The organism is Phycicoccus sp. Root101 (assembly GCF_001426245.1).
Lineage (GTDB): Bacteria > Actinomycetota > Actinomycetes > Actinomycetales > Dermatophilaceae > Pedococcus.
Map to the genome: position 1 here is coordinate 484,484 of NZ_LMCM01000001.1, position 17,088 is coordinate 501,571.

The 17,088-nt window shown below is 71.3% G+C and carries 18 protein-coding genes and 2 tRNA genes; 8 read left to right on the top strand and 12 right to left on the bottom strand.

The features are described 5' to 3' along the window. Positions 1-133 precede the first annotated feature (133 nt). From ASC58_RS02215 to leuC, 3 genes are all read right to left on the bottom strand, one after another. Complete coding sequence (locus ASC58_RS02215) at positions 134-880, bottom strand: HU family DNA-binding protein (protein ID WP_056918225.1); 747 nt, start codon at positions 878-880, stop codon at positions 134-136. 408 nt (positions 881-1,288) lie between these two features. Further along, positions 1,289-1,882: a 3-isopropylmalate dehydratase small subunit gene (gene leuD / locus ASC58_RS02220; protein ID WP_056918226.1), complete on the bottom strand. Its 594-nt coding sequence runs from the start codon at positions 1,880-1,882 to the stop codon at positions 1,289-1,291. Further along, positions 1,882-3,342: a 3-isopropylmalate dehydratase large subunit gene (gene leuC, locus ASC58_RS02225; RefSeq protein ID WP_056918227.1), complete on the bottom strand. Its 1,461-nt coding sequence runs from the start codon at positions 3,340-3,342 to the stop codon at positions 1,882-1,884. The genes leuD and leuC overlap by 1 nt, the downstream gene beginning before the upstream one ends. 142 nt (positions 3,343-3,484) lie before the next feature. On the opposite strand from leuC, the gene ASC58_RS02230 reads away from it, so the two are divergent. Further along, complete coding sequence (locus tag ASC58_RS02230; RefSeq protein WP_056883602.1) at positions 3,485-4,228, top strand: IclR family transcriptional regulator; 744 nt, start codon at positions 3,485-3,487, stop codon at positions 4,226-4,228. Between the two features lie 154 nt (positions 4,229-4,382). Next, on the top strand, positions 4,383-4,976 hold the full coding sequence (locus ASC58_RS02235) for a MerR family transcriptional regulator (protein ID WP_056915191.1): 594 nt from the start codon (positions 4,383-4,385) through the stop codon (positions 4,974-4,976). Between the two features lie 96 nt (positions 4,977-5,072). Here the strand turns inward: ASC58_RS02235 and ASC58_RS02240 are convergent. The 5 genes from ASC58_RS02240 to gltX all read right to left on the bottom strand — a co-directional run bounded on the left by ASC58_RS02240 (position 5,073) and on the right by gltX (position 7,636). Further along, a tRNA-Glu gene (locus ASC58_RS02240) sits at positions 5,073-5,145 on the bottom strand. A gap of 109 nt (positions 5,146-5,254) precedes the next feature. Beyond that, a tRNA-Gln gene (locus tag ASC58_RS02245) sits at positions 5,255-5,326 on the bottom strand. A 96-nt stretch (positions 5,327-5,422) separates the two neighbouring features. Beyond that, a complete protein-coding gene (locus ASC58_RS02250; RefSeq protein WP_056915192.1) occupies positions 5,423-5,635 on the bottom strand; it encodes a DUF2945 domain-containing protein in 213 nt (70 codons plus the stop codon). After that, positions 5,635-6,081: an SRPBCC family protein gene (locus ASC58_RS02255; protein ID WP_056918450.1), complete on the bottom strand. Its 447-nt coding sequence runs from the start codon at positions 6,079-6,081 to the stop codon at positions 5,635-5,637. Before ASC58_RS02255 ends, ASC58_RS02250 begins: the two co-directional genes overlap by 1 nt. A gap of 28 nt (positions 6,082-6,109) precedes the next feature. Next, a complete protein-coding gene (gene gltX, locus ASC58_RS02260) occupies positions 6,110-7,636 on the bottom strand; it encodes a glutamate--tRNA ligase (RefSeq protein WP_082552845.1) in 1,527 nt (508 codons plus the stop codon). A 136-nt stretch (positions 7,637-7,772) separates the two neighbouring features. Between gltX and ASC58_RS02265 the strand changes: the two genes are divergently transcribed. Then, complete coding sequence (locus tag ASC58_RS02265) at positions 7,773-8,456, top strand: DUF2306 domain-containing protein (protein ID WP_157581375.1); 684 nt, start codon at positions 7,773-7,775, stop codon at positions 8,454-8,456. A gap of 53 nt (positions 8,457-8,509) precedes the next feature. Here ASC58_RS02265 and ASC58_RS02270 read toward each other — a convergent pair whose 3' ends face one another. Then, positions 8,510-9,280, bottom strand: coding sequence for a fumarylacetoacetate hydrolase family protein (locus ASC58_RS02270; protein WP_056915195.1), 771 nt, complete (start codon positions 9,278-9,280; stop codon positions 8,510-8,512). Positions 9,281-9,300: 20 nt separating this feature from the next. Further along, complete coding sequence (locus ASC58_RS02275) at positions 9,301-10,254, bottom strand: GlxA family transcriptional regulator (protein WP_056918228.1); 954 nt, start codon at positions 10,252-10,254, stop codon at positions 9,301-9,303. A 94-nt stretch (positions 10,255-10,348) separates the two neighbouring features. On the opposite strand from ASC58_RS02275, the gene ASC58_RS02280 reads away from it, so the two are divergent. Continuing rightward, positions 10,349-10,528 (top strand): hypothetical protein, encoded by a 180-nt coding sequence (locus tag ASC58_RS02280; RefSeq protein WP_056915197.1) that lies wholly within the window; start codon positions 10,349-10,351, stop codon positions 10,526-10,528. Between the two features lie 8 nt (positions 10,529-10,536). Here ASC58_RS02280 and ASC58_RS02285 read toward each other — a convergent pair whose 3' ends face one another. After that, a complete protein-coding gene (locus tag ASC58_RS02285; RefSeq protein ID WP_157581377.1) occupies positions 10,537-11,466 on the bottom strand; it encodes an SGNH/GDSL hydrolase family protein in 930 nt (309 codons plus the stop codon). Positions 11,467-11,526: 60 nt separating this feature from the next. On the opposite strand from ASC58_RS02285, the gene ASC58_RS02290 reads away from it, so the two are divergent. Both ASC58_RS02290 and argG read left to right on the top strand, forming a co-directional pair. After that, the gene (locus ASC58_RS02290) at positions 11,527-12,471 is read left to right on the top strand and encodes a hypothetical protein (RefSeq protein ID WP_056918229.1); all 945 of its coding nucleotides are present in this window, start codon (positions 11,527-11,529) and stop codon (positions 12,469-12,471) included. Between the two features lie 114 nt (positions 12,472-12,585). Next, entirely contained in the window at positions 12,586-14,013 is a 1,428-nt protein-coding gene (argG, locus tag ASC58_RS02295) for an argininosuccinate synthase (protein ID WP_056918230.1), read from the top strand. Positions 14,014-14,103: 90 nt separating this feature from the next. Here the strand turns inward: argG and ASC58_RS02300 are convergent, their stop codons facing one another. Then, a complete protein-coding gene (locus tag ASC58_RS02300) occupies positions 14,104-14,784 on the bottom strand; it encodes a response regulator transcription factor (RefSeq protein WP_082552847.1) in 681 nt (226 codons plus the stop codon). 84 nt (positions 14,785-14,868) lie between these two features. Between ASC58_RS02300 and ASC58_RS02305 the strand changes: the two genes are divergently transcribed. Together ASC58_RS02305 and ASC58_RS02310 are read left to right on the top strand one after the other, a co-directional pair. Continuing rightward, a complete protein-coding gene (locus ASC58_RS02305) occupies positions 14,869-15,348 on the top strand; it encodes a response regulator (RefSeq protein WP_056915202.1) in 480 nt (159 codons plus the stop codon). A 99-nt stretch (positions 15,349-15,447) separates the two neighbouring features. Further along, positions 15,448-16,995, top strand: coding sequence for a PAS domain S-box protein (locus ASC58_RS02310; RefSeq protein ID WP_056918231.1), 1,548 nt, complete (start codon positions 15,448-15,450; stop codon positions 16,993-16,995). Positions 16,996-17,088 lie beyond the last annotated feature (93 nt).

A 17,088-nucleotide genomic window follows, 5' to 3' on the forward strand; every position in this document is an offset into this window, starting at 1 on the left:
CGCAAGCATCCCACCACGCCCTCCCCCGCGTGCGACAGAGGTCGGCACCCGTTCGGGAGCCGACCTCTGTCGTGGTGGGTCAGACGCTGGTCAGGCCCGTGGACGGGCCTGGATCAGCACCGGTCAGAACCGGTCAGGCCTTCTTGGCCGTGCGCTTGACGGCGGCCTTCTTGGCCGGGGCCGCCTTCTTCGCGGGAGCAGCCTTCTTGGCCGGAGCGGCCTTCTTGACGACGGCCTTCGTCGCGGGAGCAGCCTTCTTGGCGGGCGCAGCCTTGGTGGCGACGGCCTTCTTCGCCGGAGCAGCCTTCTTGGCCGGGGCCGCCTTCTTCGCGGGAGCAGCCTTCTTGGCCGGAGCCGCCTTGGTGGCGACAGCCTTCTTCGCCGGAGCCGCCTTCTTGGCCGGTGCCGCCTTCTTCGCCGGAGCCGCCTTCTTGGCCGGAACCGCCTTGGTGGCCACAGCCTTCTTCGCCGGAGCCGCCTTCTTGGCCGGTGCCGCCTTCTTCGCGGGAGCAGCCTTCTTCGCAGCCGTCGTGGACTTGGCGGTGGCGGTCTTGGCCGTGCCGGCCGCGGCGCGGGCGCCGGCGACGGCGGCCTTGGGCAGCGAGCGCGGGTTCTTGACGACGTCCTTGAACGCCGAGCCGGCGCGGAACTTGGGGACGACCGTCTTCTTGATCTTCACCGAGGCGCCGGTGCGGGGGTTGCGGCCGGTCCGGGCGGCACGAGCGGCCTGCTCGAAGGTGCCGAAGCCGGTGATGGCGACGCTGCCGCCCTTGGCGACCTCACGGATGATCACGTCGACGACGGCGGTGAGAGCGTCACTTGCCGCCTTGCGGCTGCCGAGCCGGGACTCGAGCTCCTTGATCAGTTCTGCCTTGTTCACGGCTTCCCCTCCACAGGGTTGGTGGTGCCGGACACCCTTGGTCCGGCGAGGTGGGCGGCCGAGCCACTGCCCGACGTGGGTCCGACGTTAGGGCTGTTGGGCGTGCTAGTCCACCACTGCGACGCCCTGATCCATTGTGTCGCAACGGATTCAGCCCCAAACCTGCCCCAGCGGGGCGCCCATTTGCGGGTTCGGGCTGCGCTCGCACACATGGACGGGATCCAGCGCCGAGCGATCGACTGGACCACCGATTGTGTTGTGGTGCAACAGAATCTGCGCCATCCAGCGCGGCACAGGACGGGTCAGCAGCACGCGGAACGGCCCCGGCAGCTGCTGCCGGGGCCGTGTCGCAGCAGGCCCAGTGGGCCCACCCGAGGAAATTTCGTGCCGTGTCGGCGCGCCGCGCCCTCAGGCGCTGGTCGTGGACGGCTTGTAGGACGGCCGGCGCCCCTCGAACTCGGTGACGTCCTGCTCGTGGCGCAGGGTGAGGCTGATGTCGTCGAGTCCCTCGAGCAGCCGCCACCGCGTGTAGTCGTCGACCTCGAACGGGGCGACGATGTCACCGGCGGTCACGGTCCGCGAGACCAGGTCGACGGTCACGGACGCCCCCGGCTCGTTCTCGAGGTACTTCCAGATGAGCTCGATGTCGTCCTGGGACAGCTGGGCCGTGAGCAGCCCCTGCTTGCCGCTGTTGCCCCGGAAGATGTCGGCGAACCGGGACGACAGCACGACGCGGAAGCCGTAGTTCATCAGCGCCCAGACGGCGTGCTCGCGGGACGAGCCGGTGCCGAAGTCGGAGCCGGCCACGAGGACCGACCCGGCGGCATACGAGGGGTTGTTGAGGATGAAGGTCTCGTCGCGGCGCCAGGCCGCGAACAGGCCGTCCTCGAACCCCGTCCGGGTCACCCGCTTGAGGTAGACGGCGGGGATGATCTGGTCGGTGTCGACGTTGCTGCGGTGCAGCGGCACCCCGATACCGGTGTGGGTCGTGAAGGCGTCCATCAGTAGCTCCCCTCGCTCGCGGTGGTGGTCGAGGCGTCCGCGCCCTGGGCGGAGCCGACAGCGGCGTCGACGAGGTCTGCGGGGCTGGACAGCGTGCCGCGCAACGCCGTCGCCGCGGCGACCAGCGGGCTGACCAGGTGGGTCCGACCGCCCTTGCCCTGCCGACCCTCGAAGTTGCGGTTGGACGTCGAGGCGCTGCGCTCGCCCGGGGCCAGCTGGTCGGGGTTCATCCCGAGGCACATCGAGCAGCCGGGGAGGCGCCACTCGGCACCGGCCGCGGTGAAGACCTGGTCGAGGCCCTCCTCCTCGGCCTGCAGGCGCACCCGCGCGGAGCCCGGTACGACCAGCATGCGCACCCCCTCGGCGACCTTGTGGCCCTTGACGACCTCGGCGGCGGCGCGCAGGTCCTCGATGCGGCCGTTGGTGCAGGAGCCGACGAAGACGGTGTCGACCCGGATCTCGCGCAGCGGGGTGCCGGCGGTCAGGCCCATGTACTCCAGGGCGTGACGCGCGGCGGCCTTCTCGTTGTCGTCGCCCATCGTCTCGGGGTCCGGCACCGCGGCGCTGAGCGGCAGGCCCTGGCCGGGGTTGGTGCCCCAGGTGACGAACGGCGTCAGCGTCGTGGCGTCGAGGTCGACCTCGGCGTCGAAGACCGCGTCGTCGTCGCTGCGCAGGGTCTTCCAGTCCGCCACCGCGGCGTCCCAGTCGGCACCGGTCGGGGCGTGGTCGCGACCCTCGAGGTAGTCGAAGGTGGTCTGGTCCGGGGCGATCATCCCGGCGCGGGCACCCGCCTCGATGGACATGTTGCAGACGGTCATGCGGGCCTCCATGGACAGCGCGCGGATGGCGCTGCCGCGGTACTCCAGGACGTAGCCCTGGCCACCGCCGGTGCCGATCTTCGCGATGACCGCGAGGGTGATGTCCTTGGCGGTCACGCCGGGCTGGAGCTCGCCCTCGACGTTGATCGCCATCGTCCTGAACGGCTTGAGGGGCAACGTCTGGGTCGCCATCACGTGCTCGACCTCGGACGTGCCGATGCCGAAGGCCAGCGCACCGAACGCACCGTGGGTCGAGGTGTGGCTGTCGCCGCAGACGATCGTCATGCCGGGCTGGGTCAGGCCGCGCTGCGGGCCGACCACGTGGACGATCCCCTGCTCGGCGTCACCCATCGGGAAGAGCCGGACACCGAACTCCTCGCAGTTGCGGCGCAGGGTGTCCACCTGCGTCTTGCTCACGAGGTCGGTGATCGGGCCGGGGGTCGTCGGGACGTTGTGGTCCTCGGTGGCCAGCGTGAGGTCCGGTCGTCGCACCGTGCGCCCTGCGAGCCGCAGCCCGTCGAAGGCCTGCGGCGAGGTCACCTCGTGGATGAGGTGGAGGTCGATGTAGAGGAGGTCCGGTTCGCCCTCCGCGCGACGCACGACGTGCGCGTCCCACACCTTCTCGGCCAAAGTTCCTGACACGTGTCCCACTCCTCCGTCGCGTCCTGCGTCCTGCTCGCGCGCGTGTTTCGTCGGTGCGCCACGCCGCGCGGATCTCCCACGTTGGCACGCACGACACGCCCTCGGATTTGCGTCTCATCGAATGAGACGGCAATATCATCCCATGGACAACACGAGTGGAGTCGGCGTTCTCGACAAGGCAGCCATCGTCCTGGGTGCCCTCGAGGCGGGGCCGTCGACCCTTGCGCAACTGGTGACCGCGACCGGTCTGGCCCGCCCGACGGCCCACCGACTGGCCGTCGCGCTCGAGCACCACCGACTGGTCACCCGCGACCTGCAGGGTCGCTTCGTGCTCGGACCGCGGCTCGCCGAGCTGGCTGCGGCCGCCGGCGAGGACCGGCTGCTCGCTGCCGCAGGGCCGGTGCTCGGCGCCCTGCGGGACCACACCAACGAGAGCGCCCAGTTGTTCCGCCGCCAGGGCGACCACCGCATCTGCGTCTCCGCCGCAGAGCGTCCGGTGGGCCTGCGCGACTCGATCCCGATCGGCGCGACGTTGTCGATGCTGGCCGGGTCGGCCGCCCAGGTACTGCTCGCCTGGGAGGAGCCCGACCGCCTGCACCGTGGCCTGCACGGCGCCAAGTTCACCGCGACCACCCTGTCCGGCGTCCGCCGCCGCGGCTGGGCGCAGAGCGTCGGCGAGCGCGAGGCCGGCGTGGCCTCGGTGTCCGCCCCGGTCCGCGGACCCTCGGGCCGGGTCGTCGCCGCGGTGTCGATCTCCGGCCCCATCGAGCGACTCTCCCGCCAGCCCGGTCGGCTGCACGCCGCCACGGTGATCGCCGGCGCCAACAAGCTCACCGAGGTGCTGGCCCGCCACCACGCGCAACAGCAGCAGCAGAACCACGCCTGACCCGGCGCCATACCCCTCCCCACACCTCGCGAAGCGGGGGTTGCTCGGCAACACGGCACCTGTTTCCACCGGTGTCGCCGGACAACCCCCGCTTCGCCGTGTCGGCTCCCACGCCCCGGTATGCCGCGGCGCACTGTGGATAGTGTCGCTCCCCATGCGGATCTCCGAGCTCTCCGAGGCGAGCGGTGTCCCGGTCGCGACCCTCAAGTACTACCTGCGTGAAGGCCTCCTGCCGCCCGGCGAGAGCCTGGGCGCCACGAGGGCCGACTACTCCGAGGACCACCTGCGGCGGGTGCGCCTGGTCCGTGCGCTGGTCGACGCCGGGGTCAGCGTCGCCGAGGCCAGGCGGGTGACCGAGGCCTTGGATGACCCACCGCGGTCACGGCACGACCTGCTCGGCCGCGCGCAGTACGCGCTCCCGGCACCGCACGCCGCGACGCCGGTGAGCGACGAGGTCACCGGGCTGCTGGCCGACCTCGGCTGGGTCGTGGGGCCCGACTCCCCCGCGCTGCACTCGCTCAGCGGGGCGATCGCTGCAGCCCGGTCGGCCGGGGTGCCGCTGCCCACCGACGCACTGACGGGGTACGCGCGGGCCAGTGAGGCCGTCGCCGCAGTCGACGTCTCGAACGTGCCCACCGACGACCTCGCCTCGGCCCTGCACCGGGTCGTGGCCGGCACCGTCCTCGTCGACCCGGTCCTGGCAGCCCTGCGCCGTCTCGCCCAGGAGCACGTGAGCAGTCGGGGCTGACGGCGCGGGCGCCGAGCTGCCCGGCCGGTCCAGGCCGTGCGATGTCCCGGACATGCGCGAAGGCCCCCGCCCTGGTGGGCGGGGGCCTTCTGCGAGTAGCCCCGACGGGATTCGAACCCGCGCTACCGCCTTGAGAGGGCGGCGTGCTAGGCCGCTACACAACGGGGCCCTAGCTGGTTTCGCCCGGCGCCTTGCGGCTCCGGGCAGCGGAGAGAACCTTACCGAACAGTGAGGGAATTCTCCGAATCGGCGTGTGTCCCAAGGGACTTGCGCCTGAGCTGGGGTACCAGGACTCGAACCTAGAATGACGGTACCAGAAACCGTAGTGTTGCCAATTACACCATACCCCAAGGGGGTATCACGCCCAGCGCGCCCGAAGGCCTTCAGGGAGTGAACCGAGAAGCGATACTACCGGTCTGCCCCACCCCGCCCAAATCGGCTCCCGATCAGGACTCGCGCAGCTCGCTGCGGAGCTTGAGGACGGTCGTCCCGTCCTCCTGCTCGATGACGTAGGCGGGGTCGTCGTCGCTGCCGTTGCGCGTGATCTGCGACCCCTTGACGGTCCGGGTGACCGAGTCGTGGTGCACCTCGGCGATCGTGCCCTCGGCCACTCCCTGACCCCAGGACCACGAGACGTTGCTTCCCCTGCGCAGGGCCATCAGGACCCGCCTTCTCGAACGGGCTCACGGCCATCGGCTTCCGCGACCACCTTGAGGGTCCGCAGGGTCTCCTCGATGCCCCGTCGGTTGCGTCCGGGGAAGCCCAGCGCCTCGATGAGGAGCCGCTGCGGCGCGGCATACATGGAGTAGTCGAAGGACTCGGTCACGCGGGTTCCGTCGCCCTCGGGCTCGAGCTCGTAGCGCCAGCGGTGACCGCCGAAGTGGCGCCAGGCGATCCGTCGGCCCTCCTCGAACTCCACGACCCGGTTGCTGATGCGGTACGGCAGCCCGGCGAGCTTCATGTCCACGCCGAAGGTGGCGCCACGGCTGAGGCGCTCGGGGCCGGACACGGTGTCGCGCACCGAGCCCGACCCGTCGATCCTTGCGTGCTGGCGCGGGTCGGCGAGGATCGCGAAGACGACCTCGGGCGGCGCCTCGACCACGATCGACGACGAGACGACCCGGCCGGGCCGCTCATGCGGACAGCTCGTCGCGCAGGCGGGTGAGCCGGGCGAGAGTCGAGGCCTTGCCGAGGATCTCCATGGACTCGAACAGCGGCGGGCTGATCCGCTGCCCCGAGACCGCGGTGCGCAGCGGGCCGAACGCGAACTTCGGCTTGATGCCCATGCCCTCGACGATCGCCGCGCGCAGCGCTGCCTCGATGGCGGCCGCGCTCCACCCGCTCTCGGAACCCAGGAGGCCGGTGGCGGTGTCGTCCACGGCACCCAGAGCCGTGACGGCGGCGGAGAGGACCTCTCCCGCGTCGTCCTTCAGCTGGGAGCGCGCGTCGTCCGCGATCTCCAGGGCGTCGTCCGCCACGTAGAAGGGGCCGACCAGGGCCGCCGCCTCGGTCAGCAGGGCCATGCGCGTCTGGATCAGCTCGGTGACCTTCTCGAGTCGGGCGAGCTCGCCCAGGCTCGGGTTGCCCGACAGGACGCCGGCCCGTTCGAGGTACGGCAGCAGCCGGGACGCGAGCTCGCGGACCTCGAGCCCGCGGATGTGCACACCGTTGAGCCACTCGAGCTTCTTGAGGTCGAAGATCGGGCCGACCGGGTTGACCTTGCGCCAGTCGAAGTCGGCGGAGAACTCCTCGAAGCTGAAGACCTCGACGTCCTCGCCACCCTCGCCCTCCTTCGGCGGATAGGCAAGCAGGGCAAGGAAGTTCACGAGGGCCTCGGGCAGGTAGCCCTCCTCGCGGAACCACGTCAGGCGCGCGGCGGGGTTCTTGCGCTTGGAGATCTTCGACTTGTCGGTGTTGCGCAGCAGGGGCATGTGCGCCCACTTCGGCGGCTCCAGCCCGAGCCAGCGGTAGAGCAGGATGTGCTTGGGGGTGCTGGAGATCCACTCCTCGCCGCGGACGACGTGGGTGATGCCCATCTCGTGGTCGTCGACGACGACGGCGAGGTGGTAGGTCGGGAACCCGTCCGCCTTGAGGATCACCTGGTCGTCGGGGCGCGGAGCGGAGACCCGGCCGCGGATCAGGTCCTCGAACTGCAGCTCGACGTCGTCGGGGACGAGCATGCGGACGACGGGCGTCTCGGAAAACCCGGGCAGCTCGGCTCGCTCCTCGCGCGTCTTGCCGTGGCACAACCGGTCGTATCCGGTCGGCAGCTTGGACTTCTGCTGGATCTCGCGCATCGTCGCGAGCCGCTCGGTGGAGCACCAGCAGTGGTACGCACGGCCCTCGGCCAGGAGCCGCTCGACGTACGGGCGGTAGGTGTCCAGCCGCTCGGACTGCCGGTACGGCGCGTACGGGCCGCCGACGTCGGGGCCCTCGTCCCACTGCAGCCCCAGCCAGTGCAGCGTGTCGAAGACCTGCTGCTCGCTGTCCTCCCGGAAGCGCGCACGGTCGGTGTCCTCGATGCGCAGGACGAACGCACCGCCCTGCTGCCGCGCGAACGCGAGGTTGAACAGCGACATGTAGGCGGTGCCGACGTGCGGGTCACCGGTCGGTGACGGGGCGACGCGGAGGCGGGGGGCGGTGGGGGTCTGCTCACTCATGGTGGACCTGATTCTAGGGAGCCCGACCGCGAGCGCCTCCTCGGCGGTCGGGGGCGTCGGTCGAGCAGCCCCTCCCCCGTGCACCGATCACGGGCGAACCGTGGCTTTTCGGCCCGGATCGGCCCAGACTGCCTCCGTGGGGACGACGGCGGAGCAGGGACGACAGGCACCGGTGCGGCCGCTGGGCGTCGTCATCGCCGTGCTCGTGACGATCATCATGGTCTTCTTCGCGCGCCGGCTCGCCACCGACGTCCCCCACATCGTGGCCGGGACCGTCCCGGACGACGACCTCACGGAGAAGTACGTCGCCCACCCCTGGCTCGCCTACGGCCACATCGTGCCGGGCGTCGTGTACCTCCTCGGTGCGCCCCTCCAGCTCTCGCACCGGTTCCGCAGCCGCCACTACCGGCTGCACCGCAGGCTCGGCCGGGTCCTGCTCGGCTGCGCGCTGCTCTCAGGCGTGCTGTCGGTCGTGCTGGGGGTGGTGTTCGCGTGGGGCGGCGGCGCGGAGACGACCGCGACACTGGTGTTCGGGTCGTGGTTCGTGGTGGCCCTGCTGCTCGCCTTCCGGGCGATCCGCAGGGGTCAGGTGCCGCAGCACCGCCGCTGGATGGTCCGGGCCTTCGCCGTGGGGCTGGGCGTGGCGACGATCAGGATCTGGGTCGGCCTCTTCACGGGCATCCAGATCGGTCTGCTGGGGATGGGCGACGAGACCATGCCCGTCCGCGCCACCTTCGGCATCGCGTTCTGGCTGGGCCTGTCGATGCACGTGGCCTTCGCCGAGTGGTGGCTGCGACGCACCCCCGACCTCGACGGGTGAGCCCTGGCAGGTGACCGGTATGGCGCGGGGCCGGCCCCGCGCCATACCTCGCCTCAGCGGCGGACGAACGGGTTGGACAACGTGCCGATGCCCTCGATCTCGACCTCGACGCGCTGGCCGCCCTCGACCGGGCCGACCCCCGCGGGGGTGCCGGTGAGGATGACGTCGCCGGGCAGGAGGGTGAACGCCTTGGAGGCGTGGGACACCAGGGTCGCGACGTCGTGGACCATGTCGGCGGTGGTGCCGTCCTGGACGAGCTCGCCGTCGCGGCGGGTGCGGATCGACAGGGCGGACGGGTCGAGGTCGGTCTCGATCCACGGGCCGATCGGGCAGAACGTGTCCATGCCCTTGGCGCGGGCCCACTGGCCGTCGCCGCGTTGCAGGTCGCGGGCGGTGACGTCGTCGGCGCAGGTGTAGCCGAACACGACCTTCGACACCTCCTCGGGCTCGATGTCCTTGCAGAGCCGGCCGATGACGACGGCGAGCTCGCCCTCGTAGTGGACCTCGGAGGTGAGCGACGTCAGCACGACCGGCTCACCGGGGCCCACGACGGCGGTGTTGGGGATGAGGAACATCAGCGGCTCGGCCGGCGCCTCACCACCCATCTCCTTCGCGTGGTCGGCGTAGTTCTTGCCGATGCCGATGACCTTGCTGCGCGGGATGACCGGCGCGAGGAGGCGTACGTCCTCGACGAGGTGGGTCGCCCCCGTCAGCTCGATCTTCGTGTAGAGGGGGTCGCCGGTGATCTCGGCGATCTTCTCCCCAGCCCCGTCGACCAGTCCGAAGACCGGGTCCTCACCCGTCGTGAATCTCGCGATGCGCATGGGACCGAGCCTATCGGCGGTCAGCGCGCGGAGAACTCCCGGCGGTACCGCTGGGGGGAGGTGCCCACGACCGACTGGAAGTGCGTGCGCAGCAACGCCGCCGACCCGAACCCGCTGTGCGAGGCCACCGAGTCGACGGGCAGGTCGGTCTGCTCCAGCAGCTCGCGGGCGCGCAGCACCCGCTGCTGGACGATCCACCGGTGCGGCGTCGTGCCGGTCTCGGCGACGAAGCGACGGGCGAACGTGCGCTCCGACATCATCGCCAGGCGGGCGAGGTCTGGGACGGTGTGCGGTTCGTCGAGCTTCTCGGTGATGTGGTCCAGGACCGGCTGGATGCTCTCGCAGCTGGTCTCCGGCAGCGGTGACTCGACGTACTGCCGCTGACCGCCGTCGCGCTGCGGCGGGACCACCATGCGTCGGGCGATCCGCGTGGCGACAGCCGACCCGAGCTCGCGCCGGACGAGGTGCAGGCACGCGTCGATGCCCGCCGCGGTGCCGGCGCCGGTGATGATCGAGCCCTCGTCGATGTAGAGGACGTCCATCGAGACCCTCGTCCGCGGGAAGCGACGGGCGAACTCCTGCGCGTAGCGCCAGTGCGTCACGGCACTGCGGCCGTCGAGCAGACCGGTCTCCCCCAGGACGAAGGCGCCGGTGCAGATGGACAGGATGGTCGCTCCCCGCCAGTGAGCCTCCCGGATCGTCTCGAGCAGGGGCTCGGGATAGCTGTCGCGGACCCCGCCGGCCGGGATCACCACCAGGTCGGCGTCGACGGCGTCGGCCCAGCCGTGGCGCGGGACGAAGTGGCCGCCGCTGGTCGTGGCGACGGGTTGCCCGGCCTGCTCGCCACAGGTGATGAAGCTGAACGGCGGGACGCCGTCATCGGTGCGGTCGAGCCCGAAGACCTCGCAGGCCACGGACATCTCGAACATCGCCATGGGGTTCGTGGCCAGGGCCGCGATCGTCGTGAGCGCCATACCGGCATCATGGCACGATCACTGGCAGAAATCATGCAGACCTCGTCAGTTCTGCCACTCGTGGCGGGATACGGCCGAGCGAATGATTACTGACATGACCATCATCCTGCTCCTGGCCTTCGTCGCCACCCTCGTCGTCGCCCTCGAACGGCACCACCGCCGGACCTGGGCCCTCCCCCACGCCCCCCACGGCGCGGACTCCACCATCGCCTTCACCGACCTCGACCACGACGTGGACCGCGTCCTGCACGACGTCGAGGCCCACCGCGCCTGACGGGCTCGTCAGCGCAGCTGCTTCGTGACCGCGCCGGCCATCACGGCATACCCGAGGTCGTTGGCGTGGAAGTCGAACCGTGGCGGAGCCATCCACGTCCACTGGAGGATGCGCGCCAGGTTGGTGGGCAGCCTTCCGAGGTCCTTGACGGTCGTCGGTGTCGTCACCGTCGTCTGGAACGCGGTCGCCACGTCGGCGACGCGGGCGTCGACGCGCTTGGCACTGCTGGAGATCGCAGCGTTGACCTTGGCCAGCTCCTTGACCGACTGCTGGCCCAGACCCGCGTCGCCCAGCAGGTCGAGGACGAGGAACGGGTCGTAGTAGTTGAGGACCACGACCTCGGCGCGCGGCGCGGCAGCGCGAAGACGACGCGTGATCTGCGGCAGGTTCTCGGACAGGGTCGCGAGCGCCGGCTTCGTGCAGGACGGCTTCAACCCACCGAACCCGCACCGGGCCACGTCGTTGCCCCCGATGTCCACGGTCACGAGGTGCACGTCCGCCGCGTGACTGCGCAGGAACTTCTCCGCCTCCGCGAGCTGGCTGCCGGCGTCGTAGCGGCAACCGCCACCCTCGAGCATCGACGTCGTCGTCTCTCCCGAGCAGGCAAGGTTGACCAGCTCGGTCGGGCCGTCGCGCTTCTCGACGGCGGTGCGCACCGCGCCGACGTAGCCCGCCGCCCGGTGGTCGGCGCCGTTCTGGAAACCGGCCGCGAGCGAGTCGCCGAGCGCGACGTAGTACCCGGTGCCGGCGGCCGGTGCGCTCCTCGTGGCAGTGGCGCCGGGCGGCTGCGTCGAGGCGGTGCCGCCCGGTGACGACGACGCAGCCGACGGGCTGGGTCGTCCCCCGCCCGCCCCACCCGTGGTGAGGCCCACGACGGCGCCTGCCCCCAGCAGCAGCGCGAGCGCGGCCAGCGCCGCCGCCAGGGTCCGTCTGCTCATGGTCACCACGGTGCCACGCCCGGCTGGGAACCGGTCCGTCCGGGTTACCCTGCTGCGGCGATGCAGACCACTTCGACGCCGAGCCGGGCCCTGTCCCGAGCGCAGTGGCAGGCCCTCGAGGCCGACCACGAGCGCCGCGCCGACGACGCCACAGCCGGTCACCGCGCACGGAGGGGCGAGCAGGTGGCCCACCCGGTCGAGGACTTCCTGTTCACCTACTACCCGTTCCGCCCGGCCCTCCTGCGCCGCTGGCACCCGGGCCCGGGGGTCCGACTCGAGGACGCGGCAGCGCTCCCCCGGGCGCAGTGGAAGCACTACCGCGCGGAGGGGGCGGACCTGGAGCTGGACGTCGCGGCATACGTCGAGGCACGGGGCCGGACGCTGGAGTTCGTGCGGGACCTGATCACCGCCACCGCCACCAGGCCGGCACAGCTCGGGTGCTTCGGGCTGCACGAGTGGGCGATGGTCTACCAGCAGACCCCGGAGCAGGTGCGGCACGCCGACTGGCCGCTGCGCCTGGGTGCCGACGCCACCGACGACGTGGTGCGGGGCCAGCAGATCCGGTGCACCCACTTCGACGCGTTCCGGTTCTACACGCCCCCGGCGCGCTCGCTCAACCTGCTCCAGCCGACGCGCGAGACCCAGGTCGCGCTCGAGCAGCCGGGCTGCCTCCACGCCGGCATGGACCTCTACAAGTGGGCGATGAAGCTCGCCCCCGCCATCCCCGGCGACCTCGTCCTCGACTGCTTCGACCACGCCCGGGCGATCCGCGAGCTCGACATGCGGGCCTCCCCCTACGACCTCAGCGCCCTGGGGTACGAACCCGTGCGGATCGAGACCCCCGCCGGACGGGCCGAGTATGCCGCCGCGCAGCGCGGGTTCGCCGACCGCGGCCAGGCCCTGCGGGGCCGGCTGGTCGGCGCCATCGACGCGGTCACCGGCGCGGTCACCGACGCGGTCCCGGATGAGGCCACGGGCGCAGCCCCGGGCGCACCTCCCGCCTGACGGCAGGGCTCGCGACCAGCAGTGGGGACCGGCTGGGGCCTCGACCCCGGAGGCACCCGCCCGCGTGCTGGTCCGCTTCGTGGCACCGGACGCGGTGGCCCTAGTCTGGACGCCGTGTCCAAAGTTCTGACGTCCTTGCCCGTTGGTGAACGTGTCGGGATCGCCTTCTCAGGCGGTCTGGACACCTCTGTCGCAGTCGCCTGGATGCGCGAGAAGGGGGCGATCCCCTGCACCTACACCGCCGACCTCGGCCAGTACGACGAGCCTGAGATCGACACGGTCCCCGACCGCGCCGGGCAGTACGGCGCCGAGCTCGCCCGCCTCGTGGACTGCCGCCGCCCCCTCGTCGAGGAGGGACTGTCCGCGATCGCGTGCGGGGCGTTCCACATCCGCAGCGGCGGCCGCACGTACTTCAACACGACCCCGCTGGGCCGCGCCGTGACGGGCACCCTGCTCGTGCGCGCCATGAAGGACGACGGCGTCGACATCTGGGGCGACGGCTCCACCTACAAGGGCAACGACATCGAGCGGTTCTACCGTTACGGCCTGCTCGCGAACCCGTCGCTGCGCATCTACAAGCCGTGGCTCGACGCCGACTTCGTCACCGAGCTCGGTGGCCGCAAGGAGATGTCGGAGTGGCTCACCGCCCGCGACCTCCCCTACCGCGCGAGCACCGAGAAGGCCTACTCCACCGACGCCAACATCTGGGGGGCCACCCACGAGGCGAAGACCCTCGAGCACCTGAACGAGAGCCTCGAGATCGTCGAGCCGATCATGGGCGTGCGGTTCTGGGACGAGTCGGTGTCCATCGCCGCCGAGGACGTCACCGTGCGGTTCGAGCAGGGCCGCCCGGTCGCCATCAACGGCAACGACTTCGGCGGCGACGCGGTCGCCCTCGTCGACGAGGCCAACAAGGTGGGCGGCCGCCACGGCCTCGGCATGTCCGACCAGATCGAGAACCGCATCATCGAGGCCAAGAGCCGCGGCATCTACGAGGCTCCCGGCCTGGCTCTGCTCCACATCACCTACGAGCGCCTCCTCAACGCGATCCACAACGAGGACACCATCGCGAGCTACCACGCCGAGGGCCGTCGCCTCGGACGCCTCCTCTACGAGGGCCGCTGGCTGGACCCGCAGTCACTCATGCTGCGCGAGTCGCTCCAGCGGTGGGTCGCCTCCGTGGTCACCGGCGAGGTCACCCTCCGCCTGCGTCGCGGCGAGGACTACTCGATCATCGACACGACCGGCCCGGCGTTCAGCTACCACCCGGAGAAGCTCTCGATGGAGCGCACCGAGGGGGCGGCGTTCGGTCCCGTCGACCGCATCGGCCAGCTCACCATGCGCAACCTCGACATCGCGGACTCCCGCGCCAAGCTCGAGCTGTATGCCGCGCAGGGCCAGCTCGTGGCCGGTCACCAGGCGCTCGTGGGCGACCTCGAGCCCGGCGGCGCCAAGGCCATCTCCTCGAATCCGGCTGCGGCACAGGCAGACTCGGACGACAACGCGCTCGACCGCGCAGCGATCGAGTTCGGCACCGACTGATCCCGTCCCACCGGCACAACGCCGGTTGCGCGGCATACCGCGGGAAACCATCGCGCGGGACGTCCCGCAACCGGCGTTCTGCGTGGGGCCTCAGCCGGGCGGGTCCAGCAGCCCGCGCTGGATGGCGATCGACATCGCCTCGAGCTTGCTGTGCGCGCCGAGCTTCGCGGACAGGTTGGAGACGTGGTTGCGCACCGTGTTGACGCTCACCGTCAGCTCGGCGGCGATCGCGGCGTTGGACAGGCCCTGGGCGAGCATGCCGAGCACCTCCTCCTCGCGTCGGGTGAGCGTCGGCGTGGGCGCACTCACGCGGGTGAGCCTCGGGAGCAGGCGGGCCAGCATCTCGGAGGAGATCGAGGCCTCCCCCTGGGCTGCGGCGCGGACGGCCGCCGTCACCTCGGAGAGGCTGCGGGTCTTGGAGAGGAACCCCGCCGCGCCGGCCTCGAGCGCACGGACGAGGACGTCGTCGGAGCTCGACCCGGTCAGGACGAGGATGTTCATGCTCGGACGGAGAGCCTTGAGGTCCCTGATCGCGTCGACCCCGTCACCGTCCGGGAGGCGTCGGTCGAGCACCAGCACGTCGGGTGCGGTGGACACCACCCGGGACCGCGCCTGGGCGAGACTCGAGGCGAGTCCGACCGAGACGACGTCGGGTTCGTCGTCGAGGACGCGGGCCAGGCTCGCGGCCATGACCTCGTGGTCGTCGACGATCAGCACCCTGATCGGCTGTTCCGGGCGCGGCTGCTCCATCACGCCATGATCTTCGCTCATGTCCCCTCCTCGCCGCGCCTAGTATCCATGCACTAGGTGCCGCGGCGCGCGCGCACCGCCAGATTGCGCCTGTCGAGCGGGATCATGGACGTCCTGACGACCGCCGCGGTCGCCCTCATCCCAGGACAGGCAGGGGTCGTGTCCACCGTCCGTGTGCTCATCGCCGACGACCACCCGCAGATGCTCGCCGCGATGGTGCACGTGGTGGAGTCCGACGGGCGGTTCACCCTGGTGGGAACAGCGGCCAACGGTCCGGACGCGCTGCGCCTCGCCCAGGAGTTCCCCGTCGACGTCGCCCTGCTCGACGTGCGGATGCCGGGTGGTGGCCCGGAGGCAGTCACCGCGTTCCACGCGATGGACCCCGCCCCCGCCGTCGTCGCGGTCTCCGCCGAGACGTCGATGAGCACCGTGGCAGCCATGGTGCGGGCCGGCGCGGTGGGCTACCTCGCCAAGGGACGCATCGGCGAGAGCCTCCCCGACGTGCTCGCCCAGTGCGCTGCCGGCGAAGTCGTGCTGGCTACGGGTTCCGGCGCCGGAGCCATGCGCATGCTGCTGGGAGCCTGAGAAACCGACACCGACCCGTGGTGCCGGTCCGCCACCATGCCTACGATGGCGCCCGAGGGGCTGGGTGGACCGGCGCGGACGACGTGAGGGGAACGCCGGATGGCGCACGACGCAGGGCTGTCGAACGAGTCCGACGCGGCCATCGGCCCCCAGGTGGTCTTCGGCATGGACCGGACGGGGCGGTGCACGCTCTCGGTCGGGCCCGGCCTCGACGTCCTCGGGCTCAAGCCCAACGAGCTGGTCGGCCAGAACCTCTACGAGGTGTACCGCGACGACGCGGTGGGGCTGAGCGCCCTCGACACCGTGCTCGCGGGACAGCGGTTCGTCCACGAACGTTCCCACCAGGGGCGCCGGCTGGCACTGCACCTCGAACCGATCCTCGACGCCGAGGGTGTCCTGACGGGGGCGGTGGGCATCGCCACCGACGTCACGGAACAGCGACGCGCCGAGAGCGTGGCGCTCGAGGAACGCCGGCGCTCCGCCGAGCTCGCGGGTCGCCTCATCCGGTTCCAGGCGCTCGTCGAGGCCTCGCCCGACTTCATCGCCATCGCTGCCCTCGACGGCACGGTCTCCTACGTCAACCCCGGTGGCCGCACGCTGATCGGCATGGCCCTGGACGCGGACGTCACGACCACCACCATCTCCGACTACCTCACCCCGGAGGGCCTGGTGCTCTCGCTCGAGATCGAGCAGCCCGCGGTGGTCCGGGACGGGCACTTCGAGGGTGAGACCACCCTGAAGCACCAGGACGGCCACGCGATCCCGGTCGCCGTGGCGAGCTTCCTCATGTTCCACCCCGGTACCGGAGAACCCTTCGCCCTGGCCACGGTCCAGCGCGACATCAGCGAACGGGTGGCGGCCGACCAGGTCATGGCCGACCTCATCGAGCAGCGCACCGCCCTGCTCACCCGCCTGGTCGACGCCCAGGACGCCGAGCGCAGCCGCATCGCCGCGGACGTGCACGACGACCCCGTGCAGGCGATCGCCGCCGTCGACCTGCGGATGGGGCTGCTCCGGCGCCGGCTGCGCGAGCAGGCGCCGTCCCTGCTCCCGGAGCTCGACGGACTGCAGGAGACCCTCTCGGGTGCCACCGAGCGGCTGAGGTCCCTGCTGTTCGACCTCGAGCCACCGTCCTTCGCCCACTCCGGTCTCGCTGGAGCGCTGAGGCGAGCGACGGACGAGATCTACGAGGGCACCTCGGTCCAGGCCCGCGTGGACGGGACCGACGAGCCGGTGATGCCCGAGGCGACCCGAGCGGTGGCCTACCGCATCGTCAAGGAGTCCCTGGTCAACGTCCTCAAGCACGCGGGCGCCGGCACCGTCCACGTCACGGTCGACTCCCTCGACGCTGGTCTGCACGTCACCGTCCTGGACGACGGCGTCGGGCCCGGCGAAGCCGTCTCGGCCCCCGCCCACCGCGGCGTGGCCGGCATGCGCGACAGGGCGACCCTGGCAGGCGGATGGTGCACCGTCGCGGACGGACCCCGGGGCGGCACGCTCGTCACGCTCTGGCTGCCGGGCCCGGAGGTCACCACGACGTCAGCACCCGGGCTGGGCGCCGGGCTGGGGCTCACCGAGGCGGCCAGCCGCAGCACCACCAGCCTGGGCTTCGCGCACGGGATGGATGACGGCCACAGCGACGCCTGACCGCGGTCCGGCGTCCCGCGACCGCTGGACCGCGGGACGGTGAGGCGCAGCGCTGGTGGGTCAGTGCCCTTGCACTAGTGGAGATGCCCCCGC